Annotated in this window: 14 protein-coding genes; all 14 read right to left on the bottom strand. The window is 71.5% G+C overall.

Features of this window, described 5'->3' with window-relative positions:
• Nucleotides 1–42: 42 nt before the first annotated feature.
• The 14 genes from IH80_RS0129385 to IH80_RS0129320 all read right to left on the bottom strand — a co-directional run bounded on the left by IH80_RS0129385 (nucleotide 43) and on the right by IH80_RS0129320 (nucleotide 13,468).
• Entirely contained in the window at nucleotides 43–687 is a 645-nt protein-coding gene (locus tag IH80_RS0129385) for a TMEM175 family protein (RefSeq protein ID WP_037881427.1), read from the bottom strand.
• Between the two features lie 101 nt (nucleotides 688–788).
• The gene (locus IH80_RS0129380) at nucleotides 789–1,130 is read right to left on the bottom strand and encodes a nuclear transport factor 2 family protein (RefSeq protein ID WP_030964520.1); all 342 of its coding nucleotides are present in this window, start codon (nucleotides 1,128–1,130) and stop codon (nucleotides 789–791) included.
• Between the two features lie 12 nt (nucleotides 1,131–1,142).
• Nucleotides 1,143–2,672, bottom strand: a complete 1,530-nt coding sequence (locus tag IH80_RS0129375; RefSeq protein ID WP_051810101.1) for an ATP-binding protein — start codon at nucleotides 2,670–2,672, stop codon at nucleotides 1,143–1,145.
• Entirely contained in the window at nucleotides 2,669–3,889 is a 1,221-nt protein-coding gene (locus tag IH80_RS0129370) for an MFS transporter (RefSeq protein ID WP_030964518.1), read from the bottom strand. Before IH80_RS0129370 ends, IH80_RS0129375 begins: the two co-directional genes overlap by 4 nt.
• An 88-nt stretch (nucleotides 3,890–3,977) precedes the next feature.
• On the bottom strand, nucleotides 3,978–4,808 hold the full coding sequence (locus IH80_RS44980; protein ID WP_030964517.1) for an FAD binding domain-containing protein: 831 nt from the start codon (nucleotides 4,806–4,808) through the stop codon (nucleotides 3,978–3,980).
• The gene (locus IH80_RS0129360; protein WP_030964515.1) at nucleotides 4,805–7,210 is read right to left on the bottom strand and encodes a xanthine dehydrogenase family protein molybdopterin-binding subunit; all 2,406 of its coding nucleotides are present in this window, start codon (nucleotides 7,208–7,210) and stop codon (nucleotides 4,805–4,807) included. Before IH80_RS0129360 ends, IH80_RS44980 begins: the two co-directional genes overlap by 4 nt.
• A gap of 5 nt (nucleotides 7,211–7,215) precedes the next feature.
• The gene (locus IH80_RS0129355; RefSeq protein WP_234432423.1) at nucleotides 7,216–7,728 is read right to left on the bottom strand and encodes a (2Fe-2S)-binding protein; all 513 of its coding nucleotides are present in this window, start codon (nucleotides 7,726–7,728) and stop codon (nucleotides 7,216–7,218) included.
• Nucleotides 7,725–8,339, bottom strand: coding sequence for an NADPH-dependent F420 reductase (locus IH80_RS0129350; RefSeq protein ID WP_030964513.1), 615 nt, complete (start codon nucleotides 8,337–8,339; stop codon nucleotides 7,725–7,727). Before IH80_RS0129350 ends, IH80_RS0129355 begins: the two co-directional genes overlap by 4 nt.
• A gap of 31 nt (nucleotides 8,340–8,370) precedes the next feature.
• Nucleotides 8,371–9,855: an aldehyde dehydrogenase family protein gene (locus IH80_RS0129345; RefSeq protein ID WP_030964509.1), complete on the bottom strand. Its 1,485-nt coding sequence runs from the start codon at nucleotides 9,853–9,855 to the stop codon at nucleotides 8,371–8,373.
• A 36-nt stretch (nucleotides 9,856–9,891) separates the two neighbouring features.
• Complete coding sequence (locus tag IH80_RS0129340) at nucleotides 9,892–10,632, bottom strand: type 1 glutamine amidotransferase domain-containing protein (RefSeq protein WP_051810097.1); 741 nt, start codon at nucleotides 10,630–10,632, stop codon at nucleotides 9,892–9,894.
• 69 nt (nucleotides 10,633–10,701) lie between these two features.
• Entirely contained in the window at nucleotides 10,702–11,445 is a 744-nt protein-coding gene (locus tag IH80_RS0129335; RefSeq protein ID WP_030964507.1) for a MinD/ParA family ATP-binding protein, read from the bottom strand.
• Nucleotides 11,446–12,705 carry a PP2C family protein-serine/threonine phosphatase gene (locus tag IH80_RS0129330; RefSeq protein WP_051810095.1) on the bottom strand — a complete coding sequence of 420 codons (1,260 nt, stop codon included), beginning with the start codon at nucleotides 12,703–12,705 and terminating at the stop codon, nucleotides 11,446–11,448.
• Nucleotides 12,687–13,142 carry an ATP-binding protein gene (locus IH80_RS0129325; RefSeq protein WP_030964504.1) on the bottom strand — a complete coding sequence of 152 codons (456 nt, stop codon included), beginning with the start codon at nucleotides 13,140–13,142 and terminating at the stop codon, nucleotides 12,687–12,689. The genes IH80_RS0129330 and IH80_RS0129325 overlap by 19 nt, the downstream gene beginning before the upstream one ends.
• A 14-nt stretch (nucleotides 13,143–13,156) precedes the next feature.
• The gene (locus IH80_RS0129320; RefSeq protein ID WP_030964503.1) at nucleotides 13,157–13,468 is read right to left on the bottom strand and encodes an STAS domain-containing protein; all 312 of its coding nucleotides are present in this window, start codon (nucleotides 13,466–13,468) and stop codon (nucleotides 13,157–13,159) included.
• Between the last annotated feature and the right edge of the window lie 3 nt (nucleotides 13,469–13,471).

Below are 13,471 nucleotides of genomic sequence, written 5' to 3'. Positions count from 1 at the left end.
ATACCCTACTTGACCGCGGAGAACGGCCGTAGGCCCCTGCGGCTACTTCCTGAGGTCGCTGGCAGATTCGAGCCGCTCTTCCTCTACCACGAGGGGGATGGGGATCTGGTTCGCCGCATAGTAGATCGCGATCAGGAAGTGTGCGACAAGTGTGAGCGGTGCGGAGAAGAAGGCCAGGACGACCGTGCAGGGGTAGGCGATGGCGCCGAGGCCGAAGCGCACCCGCGTGGCTCGCGCGCCGTCCTTGTCCACCTGTTCGTGGAAGAGGTGCCCGACCCGGGTGACGTACCACCAGAAGAGCAGGAACGCCAAGGCGTAGGCGACGGTGACGAGGCTGTAGAGCACGGCGGCCGGGTTGGCGGAGCCGCCTTCGGTGAGGTGTTCGGCGAGCACGTTGGTGGTGTACGGAATCACCGAGACCACCATCAGCACCATGAGGTTCAGGAACAACAGCGGACGGTCGACGCGCTTGAGGTGACTGAAGATGGTGTGGTGGTTCACCCACATCACACCGATGATGAGGAAGCTCACCACATAGGCGGCGTAATGGGGCCATTGTTCACGGACACCGTGCCAGAACTCGGACCCGGTTTCTTCCGGAACCTTTAATTCCAGGACGAGGATCGTAATGATGATGGCGAATACGCCGTCACTGAATGCCTCGACCCGCCCGGTTTCATTTTCCATGACCTCCCCTTTGCCGTTTCTCTACGCGCGCGGTGGGCCGCGCATACGGGGAGAGCGCGTTCTCCCGCCCCTCCCCGCACACGCTACCCAGATTTCCGGTCTCAGCCGCCGAAGCCGGCCGTCTGGCGCCAGATTCGGCCATCGCGGACCACGAGTGTCCCGAACGCGTGCTCCGGTTCGCCGTTCAGGTTCATGATCGCCCGGTAGAAGATGGTGTCCTCGGTCTCGACGTACTCCTGGAGTTCCACCAGCGTGGGCTTCACCGCGAGATAGCCGGTGAAGGTCTCACGGACCGCCTCGATACCCACCGAGACGCCCTCGAAGCGCAGCAGCACGGCGTCGTCGGTGTAGTTCTTCATCACCGCCTCGATGTCCAGGGCGGCCAGCGCCTCCATCTGACGGACGAACACCGGGTGCAGCGTGGAGATGTCGTACTTGGTCATGTCGACTCCGTTTCAACTGGGAGGGGCGCCCGGGGTGCGCGCGGACGCGGTTTCCTGTGCGGTATCGGGTGTGCGCGCAGGTGGGAGGCAGGACTCGGCGCTGCCCGCGAAGGGCAGCCGCACGACCATCCGGGTCTCGCCGGGACGCGAGCGGGCCGTGAGCGACCCGCGGTGGCGCTGGGTCACGATGCGGTAGCTGAGGTGCAACCCCAGGCCCGTTCCCTTGCCCACGTCCTTGGTGGTGTAGAAGGGCTCGAAGATCCGCGGCAGGGACTCCTCGGGGATGCCCCGGCCGGTGTCGGCCACCTCCACGACCATGCAGACGCCCTCGGCCCGGGCGCTCAGCGTCAGCACGCCGGCGCCTTCCATGGCCTCGACGGCGTTGTCGACGAGGTTGGTCCACACCTGGTTCAACTCGCTCGGATAGCCCGTCAGTTCGGGCAGGTCGGGTTCGTACGCACGGACGATGGTGATGCCGTCGAGCTTGGCACGCAGCACGACCAGCGTGTTCTCCAGTCCCTCGGTCACCGCGAAGCGCTGCTCGGGCGCCCGGTCGAGATTGGCGTAATCCCGGGTGGCGGACACGAGTTGGGAGATCCTCGGACCCGCGGCCCGCAGCTCGGCGGCGAGCGAGCGGATCTCCAGCAGCGCCGCCAGGTGGTCGAGGGCGCGGGCGAGGGCCTCCTTGCCCACGCCCTCCGTCCGCTCCAGCAGCCAGCCCAGCTCCAGTCCGAGGTCGGAGACGCCCGAGCCGAGCAGACCGGGGCGTTCGGCGCCGGCCCCCGCCGCCCAGTCGGCGATCTCCTCCTCGGCGTCGGCCTGGGCCAGCGGGTCGGTGGTGACCGGCGGCGGCAGCGCGTCCAGCTCCCCGGTGACCCGGTCGAGGACCGCACGCTCGGCGGGGGTGGCGGCCGCACCCCAGTCCTGGGCGGTCCTGGTGAGCCGCTCCAGGGCGGGGGCCAGTTCCTGCGCGGCCCGGGCGACCGCCGCAGCCGGATTGTTCAACTCGTGCGCGAGCCCTGCCGCGAGGGTGCCCAGCGCCTCCACGGTGGCCCGTTTCCGGGCCTGGACCTCGGAGGACTTGATGCGCCAGGCCAGAACGGGGATCAGCACGGCGGCCACCCCGTGGCAGCGCGTGAGCATCTCGAAGAAGACCGCCTTGGGGTAGGCCACGACCGTGGTCGACGGCCCGGTCGCGGCGGCGGTGGCCACGTACGCGCCGTCCGTCAGCAGCGGCAGTTCGCCGGTGAAGCGGTGGGCGGCCGCGGGCTTGCCGTCGTGGTCGTCGGCCGCGACGCCCTCCTCCTCGGTGGAGTGCCGGGTGAGCACCTCCTCCCGGCCGTCGACGACCTTGGTCACGACGAGCCCGCCCGAGAGCAGTACGTGGAAGCCAGTGGCCTCCTCGCCGTCCCGGAAGAGCACCTCCCCGTCGGCGAGGACCTGCGGCCGGGACACCGAGACCAGCCAGTCCAGCTGTTCCTCGGTGATCCCCGCGAAGACCTCCAGGGCCCGCAGGGCGGAGCGCAGCTCCGGCGTGTTCATGCGGCACTCCCCTCGGTTCTGGTACGGGCGGCCAGCCGTACGGTGGCCAGCAGGGCCACCGCGCACACCGCGGCGACGGCGGCCATGAAGCCGACCGAGGTGCGGTGCAGCCCGTGGACATTGGTGAGCATCCCGGCGAGCACGGCCGGCACGCTCATCGCGAGGTACGCGAAGACGTATACGGCGGCGGTCAGTTCACCGCGGTGCGCCGGGTCCGCCAGTCCGCTCAGCGCCCGGAAGGCGCCGAGGAAGGCGGCTCCCCAGCCGCTGCCGAGGACGGCCGTCGCCACCAGGAACACGGGGGCCGAGCCGAAGCCCAGCGCGAGCAGCACCATCCCGAGACCGGTGAGCATGCCGAGCAGCCCGAGGACGGCGGTGCGCAGCGCCGCGGTGCGGCCGAGCATCAGCTGGGCGACGGTGGCGGCGCCGGCGAGCAGGGCGACCGTGGCCCCGCCGACGAGGTAGTTCGTGGACCGGAGCAGGGACAGCGCCAGGTGCGGGCCGAGCGAGAGGTAGAAGCCGCCCACGGACCAGACGGCCACGATGGTCAGGACGAGGACCAGGAAGCGGCCCCGGGCGCCCGCCGGTACGTGGATCCGGTGCGGGACCACCCGCAGCCGGCCGCCGGCGCCGGGAGCGCTCTCCGGCATGCGGACGACACCCACCAGGGTGACGGCGAAGGCCCCGATGAGCAGCAGGTAGCTCAGGACGGTCGGTGCGGGGGCGTACTGGACGAGCAGTCCGGCACCGATCCCGCCGAGCCCGATCCCGATGGTCGGTCCGGCGCTGTTGGCCTGGGCTCCCAGCGCCGGGCGCGAGGCGGGGCCCAGTTCCAGCAGGGCCGCGCCCATCGCTCCGGTGGCGAGGCCCACGGCGAGGCCCTGCACGGCGCGGGCGGCGAGGAGCAGTCCGAGCCCCTGGGCTCCGGCGAACAGGGCCATGGAGACGATCGCCAGGACCAGGCCGGTGCCCAGGACCGGGCGCCGGCCCAGGGTGTCGGAGAGGGAGCCGAAGAGCAGGAGCCCGGCCAGCACGGTCACGGCGTACAGGGCGAAGACCACCGTGATCGTGCCGGAGGACAGGCCCCACTTCTGCTGGTAGAGCACGTAGAGGGCGGAGGGCACGGAGGAGGAGAGCATCAGCAGCACGAGGACGGCGCCCACCACCCAGAAGCCGGAGCCTCTGGGCGCGCCGGCCGCGTGGGCGGCGGGGTGCACGGATACCTCCGTGGTCGTTCGGGACGGTTCGGCCACTGCTTCACTCAACTCCCCCGTGATGGGCCCGGGCGGGCCCGTGGTCGGTCGGTCAGGCGAGGGCCCGCTCGGCCCTCTGCAGTGCTCGGGCGGTGAGGACCCCCGCGAGGTGGCCGAGGTACTCGGCCGAGGTGCCGCGCCCGGGGACGAACAGCTCCCGGGGTTCGGCGCGGAAGGCGGCGAGTACGGCTTCCGTGCCGTACGGGCCCCCGCGCAGCCGGTCCTCGACCCCGCGCAGGCGCAGGGGCCCGGGGGTGGCCCCGGTGACGGCGATGCGCGGCCCGTCGGGGGTGATCCGTACGGCGGTGGCGCAGACCGGGTAGCGGGTGGCGCGGTCGGCGGACTTCTCGAAGGCCGCGGCCGGCCCGGCGGCGGGCACGAGCAGGGCCGTGAGGACCTCGCCTTCGGGTGCGCCGGCGGCGGCGAACTCCTCGGCAGGGAGGGTGGTGCGGCCGCCGGGCCCGGCGAGTTCGACGACGGCGTCGGCGGCGATGGCGGCGACCGGCAGGTCGGTCGGCCGCCCGGAGGCGGCCAGGTTGCCGCCGACCGTACCGAGGTTGCGGACCTGCGGGTCGCCGTTGGAGCGGGCCGCGGCGGCCAGTTCCGGTGCTGCGGCGAGCACCAGCGGGTCGGCGGCCAGGTCGGCCAGCGTGGTGAGGGCCCCGATGCGCAGCAGGCGGCCGTCCGGGGTGCGGGTGGTGCCGCGCAGCTCGGCCAGTTGCCGGATGTCGACGAGCAGGCGGGCGTCGTCGGCTCCGGCGCGCAGGTCGGGCAGCAGGCTCTGGCCGCCGGCCAGCACCCGGGCGCCGCGGGTACCCGCCAGGAGGGCGAGCGCCTCGTCGAGCGCGGCGGGGCGGGCGTAGTCGAACTCGGTGAGGATCACTGGGATTCCCCTCTCAGGCGGCGCCAGACCTTCTCGGGGGTGAGCGGCATGTCGATGTGCCGGACGCCCAGGTCGGAGAGGGCGTCGACGACGGCGTTGACCACGGCGGCGGCGGGCGGAACGGTGGCGATCTCGCCCGCTCCCTTCGCGCCGAGCGGGTTGTGCGGGCTGGGCGTGACGGTCTTGTCGAGCGCGAAGAACGGCACGTCGGCCGCGCGCGGCAGGGCGTAGTGGCCGAGGTCGGCACTGAGCAGCCGGCCGTTCTCGTCGTATTCGGCGGCCTCCATGAGGGCCTGGCCCAGGCCGTGCACGATGCTGCCCTCGATCTGCCCCTGGACGATCTTCGGGTTGCCGATGTTGCCGGCGTCGTCGACGGCGGTGTAGGCGACCACCTCGGTCTCGCCGGTCAGTTCGTCGATCTCGACGACGGCGACGTGCGTGCCGAAGGGGTAGTTGAAGTCCGGCGGGTCGAAGTGGGTGGTCTCGTCCAGCGCCGGCTCGATCTCCGGGGGCAGTCCCCAGCCGTACCACATGGCCATGGCCAGTTCGGCGAAGGTCTTGGCGTTCTCCGGGTTGCCCTCTTCGTGGATGCCGCCGCCCTCGTAGACGACCCTGTCCTCGGGCACGCCCAGGAAGACGGCGCCGGCCCGGACCAGTTTGGCCTTGAGCTTGCGGGCGGTGAGGGCCACGGCGGGCGCGGCCATGCTGTAGGAGCGGGAGCCGTAGGTGCCCTGACCGTACGGGGCCTTCTGCGTGTCGCCCTCGTGGACCTGGACGGTCGCGGGGTTGATGCCGAGCTCGTCCGCGGCGACCTGCGCGAAGACGGTGCCGTGGCTCTGTCCGGTGGAGGCGGAGCCGACGGTGACGGTGACCTCGCCGGTGGGGTGGACGCGGATGTTGGCGCTCTCCCAGGTGCCGCCGAGCATGCCCTCCTGCGACATCCGGGTGGAGGGGCCGACGCCGCAGATCGCGACGTAGGTGGCGATGCCGACGCCGAGGCGTTTGCCACGGGTGCGGGCTTCCGCCTTCCGGGCGGGCATGTCGGCGTAACCGGACAGTTCGACGGCCCTGTCGAAGTTCAGCCGGTAGTCCCCGGAGTCGTAGGTCCAGCCGAGACCGTTGTCGTAGGGGAACTTCTCCTTCGGCACCAGGTTCCTGCGCCGCACCGCTGCCGGGTCCATGCCGATCTCGGAGGCGTACCGGTCGACGAGCCGCTCCATGAGGAAGGCGGCCTCTGCGCGTCCGCTGCCGCGCTGCGCGCCGAGCGGGACGGTGTTGGTGAAGGCGGCGTACACCTCGCAGAAGGCGGCGTCGATGTCGTACATGCCGCTGATGGAGCGGCCCATCAGGGCGGTGGCGACGCCGGGGCCGATCGTCGAGGGGTACGCGCCGAGGTTGGCGTAGCTGGTGCAGCGCACCGCGGTGATGCGGCCGTCGCGGGTGCCGGCGAGGGTGACGTGCTGGCGGTGGTCGCGGCCCTGGACGGTGGAGTTCATCAGGCCGGTACGGGTGTCCACCCATTTCACGGGCCGGCCGAGCGCCTTGGAGAGCAGCAGGACCAGGGGCATGTCGGGGTACAGGTAGCCCTTGGTGCCGAAGCTGCCGCCGACGGTCGGGGCGATCACCCGGAGCTTGTTGAAGGGGATGCCGAGGACCAGCGCGGAGAGGAGGAAGCGGTGGTTGTGCGGGCCCTGGGTGGAGGCGTAGAGGGTGTACTCGCCGGTGGCCGGGTCGTAGTCGCCGACCGCGCCACGCGGTTCGATGGGGCTGTTGATGGTGCGCTGGTTGACCAGGTCGAGTTCGACGGTGACCTCGGCGGCGGCGATGGCCGCGTCGGTGCGGTCCTTGTCTCCGCAGGTCCAGTACGCGTTGAGGTTGCCCGGGACGGCCTCGTGGAGCTGGGGCGCGCCGTCGGCGAGGGCCTCGTCGGCGCGGGTGACGACGGGCAGCGGCTCGTACTCGACGGCGATGGCGGCCAGGGCCGCTGCGGCTTGCCGGGGGGTCTCGGCGACGACCGCGGCGATGGGGTCGCCGACGTGGCGGACGGTGTCGCCGGTGAGGACCGGGCGGGCGCCGGGAAGCCCGTAGGGGTGCGGCGGGAAGTGGCTCTCGACGCCGCCGGGGATCCAGATGCAGGGCAGCGGCATGACGTCGGTGAAGTCGGCCGCGGTGGCCACCTTCAGCACTCCGGGCAGCTGCTCGGCGGCCTTGGTCTCGATGGACAGGATCCTCGCGTGGGCCACCGGGCTGCCCAGGATGGCCATGTGCGCGGTACCGGGCAGGTCGATGTCCGCCACGTACGTGGCCTCGCCGCGCAGCAGCTGCGGATCCTCGCGGCTGTCCAGCGGCTGCCCGAGCACGCCGCCCCGGTCGGCCGGGGCCTCCCCCGTCACTGTGGTCATGTCCCTCACACCTCCGGTGCGGCTGCGGTGGATGCGGCGGAGCCGGCGCGCACCTCGTCGCGGCCGGCCGCGCAGGCGCGCTGCACTCCCCGTACGACGCTGTGGTAGCCGGTGCAGCGGCACAGGTTGCCGGTGAGCCACTCGCGGATTTCGGGCTCGGTGGGGGCCGGGCCGTCGGCGGTGGCGTCGACGAGTTCGCCGAGGGCCATGACCATGCCGGGGGTGCAGAAGCCGCACTGGGTGCCGTGTTCCTCGCGCAGGGCCTCTTGGAGGCCGGACAGTTCCCCGCCGCGGGTGGTGACGCCTTCGATGGTGGCGACCTCGCCGCCGGCGGCGGAGGCGGTGAGGACCAGGCAGCTCTTGACGGAGCGGCCGTCGAGGCGGACCACGCAGGAGCCGCACTGGCCGGTGTCGCAGCCGACCTTGGTACCGGTCAGGCCGAGGCCGTCGCGGAGCCGTTCCACGAGCAGTTCGTTCGGCGGCGCCGAGAACCGCTCGGGTCTTCCGTTCACGTTCAGCGTGATATCCATGCCAGCGCCTGCGCTTCCGTGAGGGGCCGGTTGAAGAGGGGCCCGCCGGGCTGTTGGAGAATTCCACCGGAGTGCAGCGGACCGGTGTCGACGGGGGCGAATCCGAGATCCGTGATGATTCCCGCGACGATTTCCTTCGCTTTCGCGTCGTCGCCCGCGGTGAAATGCGCCAGGCGCTCTCCGGGTGCGGATCCCGCGACGGCGAGTGTTTCGTAATGCATGGTGTTCAGTGATTTCACGACCTGGGCGTCCGGGTACCACTCGGCGACCAGGTCGCTGGAGGCGCGCCCGCCGAGGTCGGCGGGGGCGCCGGGGCCGCCGAACGCGTTCGTCGCGTCCACCAGCACCTTGTCCTGCACGACGTGCGGCGGGAGCAGTCCCCGGACGCGCTCGAAGGGCACCATCAGCACCAGGAGTTCGGCCTGGGCGGCGGCCTCGGCGGGGTGCGCCGCCGAGGCCGCCGGTCCCAGCTCGGCCACGAGCGGGCCGAGGGTCTGCGGGCCCCGGGCGTTGGCGAGGACCACCTGGTGGCCCGCCGCCACGAGGATCCTCGCGAGGACCGTGCCGATCCGCCCGGTGCCGATGATGCCTGTCCGCATTGCCGCTCCTCGGGAAGGGGATCTGCCGCTGTCAGTCCATGCCGATCCAGACCGACTTGGTCTGGGTGTAGCTCTCCAGGGATTCGGGTCCGCACTCGCGGCCGAAGCCGGAGGCCTTGTAGCCGCCGTAGGGCACCGCGGGGTCGTACTGGTTGTAGCAGTTGACCCAGACGGTGCCGGCCTTGATCTGGGAGGCGACGCGGTGGGCGCGGCGCAGGTCCTTGGTGTGGACGCCGGCGGCGAGGCCGTACGCGCTGTCGTTGGCGATGCGCACGGCGTCCTCCTCTGTGTCGAAGGGGATGATCGACAGCACCGGGCCGAAGATCTCCTCCTGGGCGATGCGCATCCCGTTGTCGACACCGGTGAAGACGGTCGGGAGGAAGTACAGGCCCTCGGCGGAGGCCCCCTCGGGGGTCCAGCCGGTGCCGCCGGTCCGCAGGACCGCGCCCTCCTTCTCGCCGATCTCGATGTACGAGCTGACCTTGTCGAACTGGCCGCGGTGGGCCAGGGGCCCGAAGAGGGTGGCCGGGTCGCGCGGGTCGCCGGGTTTGAGGGCGGCCGCCCGGCGCACGAGGCGTTCGACCAGCTCGTCGTGGACGGGGCGCTGGAGCAGCAGCCGGGATCCGGCGGTGCAGATCTCGCCCTTGTTGTAGTAGATGCCGAAGAAGGCGAGTTCCTCGGCGGCGTCGAGGTCGGCGTCGGCGAAGACGATGTTGGCGGACTTGCCGCCGAGCTCCATCGTCACCTTCTTCAGGGTGCCGGCCGCCCTGCGGATGATCGACTGGCCGACCACGGTGGAACCGGTGAAGGCGATCTTGTCGATGCCGGGGTGGTCGGTGAGGGTCTCGCCCAGCTCCACGCCGGGGCCGGTGACCACGTTGAGCACCCCGTCGGGGATCTCCGCCTCCTGGAAGAGCTCGGCGATCTTCAGTGCGGTGAGCGGGGTGGCCGGGGAGGGCTTGTGGACGACCGTGTTGCCCGCCGCCAGTGCCGGTGCGATCTTCGTCATCGACAGCAGCAGCGGGAAATTGAACGGGGTGATCGCGCAGACCACGCCCAGCGGTTCGCGCAGCGTGTAGGCGAGCTGCCCGCCGGCCGGGGCGCGCGAGGAGCCGTCGACGCGGGTCACGGCCCCGGCGTAGTAGTGCATGAGCTGGGCGGCCATGGGGGCGTCGACGGTGCTGGAGAACGCGAACGGCTTGCCCATGTCCACGGTCTCCAGCAGGGCGATCTCTTCCAGGTCGCGTTCGATGAGCTCACCGACCCGGTTCAGCCGCAGCGCCCGCTCCTGGGCGGACAGTCTGCTCCACGGCCCTTCTTCGTACGCCGTACGGGCGGCGGCCACGGCCGCGTCCGCGTCGGCCGCGGCGGCCTGGGCCACCGGCACGATCTCCTGTCCGTCCACGGGGCTGACGTCCGGCTCGGTACGGCCGTCCCGGGCCGGGACCCATTGGCCGCCGATGAACAGTTTCCCGGGGTTGGCGAGGGGCGGGCCGCTCAGCTCACGCTTGGTCATGGCTGCCTTCCGGTGTCGGTTGCGAATCGGGCGGGGTCAGCCCTTCGCGAGCTGCGCCAGGAACGTCTCGGCGAGGGCCTTCGAGGAGTACGGGTTCTGGCCGGTCGTCAGCTTGCGGTCGACGACGACGTGCGAGTCCCAGATCGCGTCGGCCTTCTCGTAGCGGGCGCCGAGCCGGGTGAGCTCGACCTCCAGGATCAGCGGGAGCCGGCCCGCCATGTTGGTGACGAGTTCCTCGTCGTGGGAGAAGGCGGTCATCCGGTAGCCCTCGAACGGCCAGCGGCCTTCGCCGTCGCGCAGCGCGAGCAGCGAGGTGTGGCCGTGGCAGACGGTGGCGAGGGGCTTGTCCTGGGCGATGGCCCAGCGCAGGATCTGGGCGAGCTCGTCGGACTTGGGCAGGTCGCCGATCGCGCCGTGGCCGCCGCTGACGTAGACGCCGTCGTAGTCGGTGACGTCCTTCTCGGTGAGGGACTCCAGGGCCAGGGGCGCCTTCAGCTGGGGGGTGTTCTCGATGACCCGGACGTATTCGGCGGCGTTGGCCGCGTCCTCGTCGGGGGAACCCTGGGGCCGGACCCACCGGAGGAACTGGGGGTCGATGCTCGTCGGGTCGACCGTGGGCGTGCGGCCTCCGATCGTCGCCACGTCCACGTCGTGACCGGCCGCCTTGAAGAGCGAGAAGGGAACGACGAATTCCTCTGCCCAGAATCCCGAAGGATGCTGTTCACCGTCCAGCAGGTGCAGGGTCGCCTTGGCCGTCATGACGACGAGAATCTTCATGATTCTCTCCTTGTTCTGGATTCGCTGCCGATTCAACACGCCCCCTGCAGGGGGCGTAAGGGGGTGACGTCAGGCCCGCGATACTTCGTCACGTGCGTCCAACGCCGAGATGATGGTGCGGAATTCACCGACCAGGGGGTGGTCGGGATGGGCTTCTGCAAATATGCGCTCGCCGTACAAGGAGGCCATTTCCGGCGAGTAGGGCAGGATTCCGGCCACGGGTGCGCCGTAGACCTCCTCGGAGCGCCGCCGGGCCGCCTCCCGGTCGATGCCCGCGGGTGCCATGCTCAGCACCAGGGTCCGGCGGCAGGCCAGGCGCCCGGCGAGGGCGATGGTCTCCTCGACCCCGGAGAGGTCGATCCGGTCCGCGCGGGCCATGATCATCAGTACGTCGGCGCTCGCCATCGCGGCCACCGACTCGTTGTTGAGCCCGGCGTGGGTGTCGAGCAGCAGGACGTCCAGCGCGTAGTGGCCGACGAGCCGGTCGAAGCCCTCCGGGAGCAGGCCCACGTCGTAGCCGCCGGCCATCAGCTCCCGCAGTGCCGCCGTCCCGGTCCGGGCCGGTACGACGTACAGCCCGGACACGCCGGCCCGCTGGGCGGTGGCCTCGATCTCGCAGCGGCCGAGCAGGTAGTCGGCCAGCGAGGGCCCGGGGCCGAGCCGGAACAGCAGGTCCAGGGTGGGTGACTGGATGTCGGTGTCCACGACCCCCACCCGGCGTCCCCCGGCCGCGATCAGCAGCGCGAGGTTGGCCAGTACGGAGGACTTCCCGGTGCCGCCGCGGTGCGAGTGCACCACGATGGTGCGGGCCATCTAGGCCACCACCCGGTGGCCGGGTGCGGGCGCGTACGGCCCCCGCGCCGTACGCGGCCGGTGCAGGGCGAGCATGGTGACGTCGTCGTGCTGTTCGGCGGTGCCCGTGTGCTCGCGCACCGCGAGGTCCATCCGGTCGACCACCTCCTTGCCGCTGACCGGTGGTCCGGCGAGCAGTTCCAGCATCCGTTCGTCGCCGAGGAAACTGCCGTTCGGACAGCGGGCCTCGGGCACTCCGTCGGTGAACGCGAAGAGGGTGTCGCCGGGGTCGAGCTGGGCGTAGCCGAGCGTGTAGACGCAGTCGGGCAGGACGCCGACGGCCGGTCCGGTGATGTCCAGTGGGGCGGGCGGGCTGCCGTCGGCGGGCAGCAGCAGGGGCGGGTTGTGGCCGCCGTTGATGTAGACGAGGCTGCCGGTGAGCGGGTCGAGCACCCCGAAGAACAGGGTGGCGAAGTACCCCTGCCGCAGGTGGTTGCTGGTGAGGTAGCCGTTGGTTGCGGTGACCGCGTTGAGCAGGGGGGTGGCCCCGACCACCGGGATCCGCCGGCTGCCGCCGGCCCGTCCGGCGGCGACCAGGTGCTGCAGTCCGCTGTTCTGCGCGGTGTGCCGGAGCAGGGAGCGGATGAGTGCCATGAAGAGGGCGGCGCCGACCCCCTTGTCGCAGACGTCGGCGACGACGAAGGCCAGCCGGCGGCCGCGGGAGATCTCGAAGACGTCGTAGAAGTCCCCGGCGACCTGCCGGGCGGGCCGGAAGCGTACGTCGATCTCCCAGCCGTCGGGGACGGGCAGGGATTCGGGCAGGAAGCCCGCCTGGATCTCCCGGCCGATCTCCAGTTCCTTCTCGTAGCCCATGAGTTCGGCGCGGGCGTCGGCCTCCCGCAGGGTGCGGCCGAGTCCGGCGCGCTCCGAGCAGCTGTGCAGCCGGGCCCCGACGAGGGCAGGGAGGAAGGGCGGTACGAGGTAGTCGTGCCCGATCCGGACGTGCTCCTCCAGGGCGGCGAACTCCGTCACGGTCCAGACGACCACGATGGGGGCACCGGCCCAGCGGCGCAGCCGGCGTACGGCCGTCCGCACGGCGTCCCCGTCGGAATCGGCCGGGGCCAGCAGCACGTCGGCGACGGGCAGCAGCTCCAGCGGGCCCTCGCGCAGCTCCGTCAGCGTGCGGGTGACGAGTGAGGCGTCCATCGTCCGCAGTGCGTCGAGCAGTTCGGGCGGTGGTGCCGGGTACGCGTCGAGGATGATCACGGTCGTGGAGGGCATGGGTCCGTCCCCTCAGCCTTCACAGTCAGCGTGCTGATGTTGCGGCCGTCCCTGTGCGCATAGGCGAACTCGTCCACGCTGGTCAGGGCCAGGTGGATGCCGAGGCCTCCGATCCGCCGGTCCTGCGGGGGGACCCCGGGGCAGGGCGGCAGGCGGCCCGCGACGGGGTCGAAGGCGGGGGCGGAGTCCTCGAGGGTGATCTGGACCCGGCCCGGGCCGGAGCGGCCGCGGACGGTGATCCGTCCGTCGCCGCCCCGGTACCCGTGCATCACGATGTTCGTGGCCAGTTCGTCGACGGCCAGCCGGAGCCGGTAGGCGGCGCGCCTGTCCAGCCCCGCCCGTCCGGCCAGCCGCAGGACGAACGCGGCGATGTCGCCCAGTGCCCCCACCGTCGCGGGCACCTCCAGTACGACGGGCGTCCTCGCCAGCTCGACCATGTCACTCACGGTCGTCACTCATCGGAGAGGACGATGCTGCGGTCGAGGCCGGCCGTCCGGATGGTCCGGGAGACGGGCTCGATGGCACCGACCACCTTGATGGTGACGTCGTCCGCGACCTTCTGCTGGGCGAAGACCAGGGAGCGCAGTCCGGCGCTGGCCATGTAGCCGACGCCGGCCATCCTGATCTCGACGGTGGTGGTGCCGTGTCCGGCGGCCTTCTCGATGGTCCGGTGGAAGTCCGGCGCGGTCTTGGCGTCCAGCTCGCCCGACAGTTCGATCACGGTGGTGTCGCCCTCGATGCTCAGGGACACGGAAAGCGGCATGTC

Origin of the sequence: Streptomyces sp. NRRL S-378 (assembly GCF_000720645.1) — a bacterium.
In the GTDB taxonomy this organism is placed as follows: Bacteria; Actinomycetota; Actinomycetes; order Streptomycetales; family Streptomycetaceae; genus Streptomyces.
Note: the sequence above shows the minus strand (reverse complement) of the source record. Positions and strands in the feature narration are given on the sequence as shown.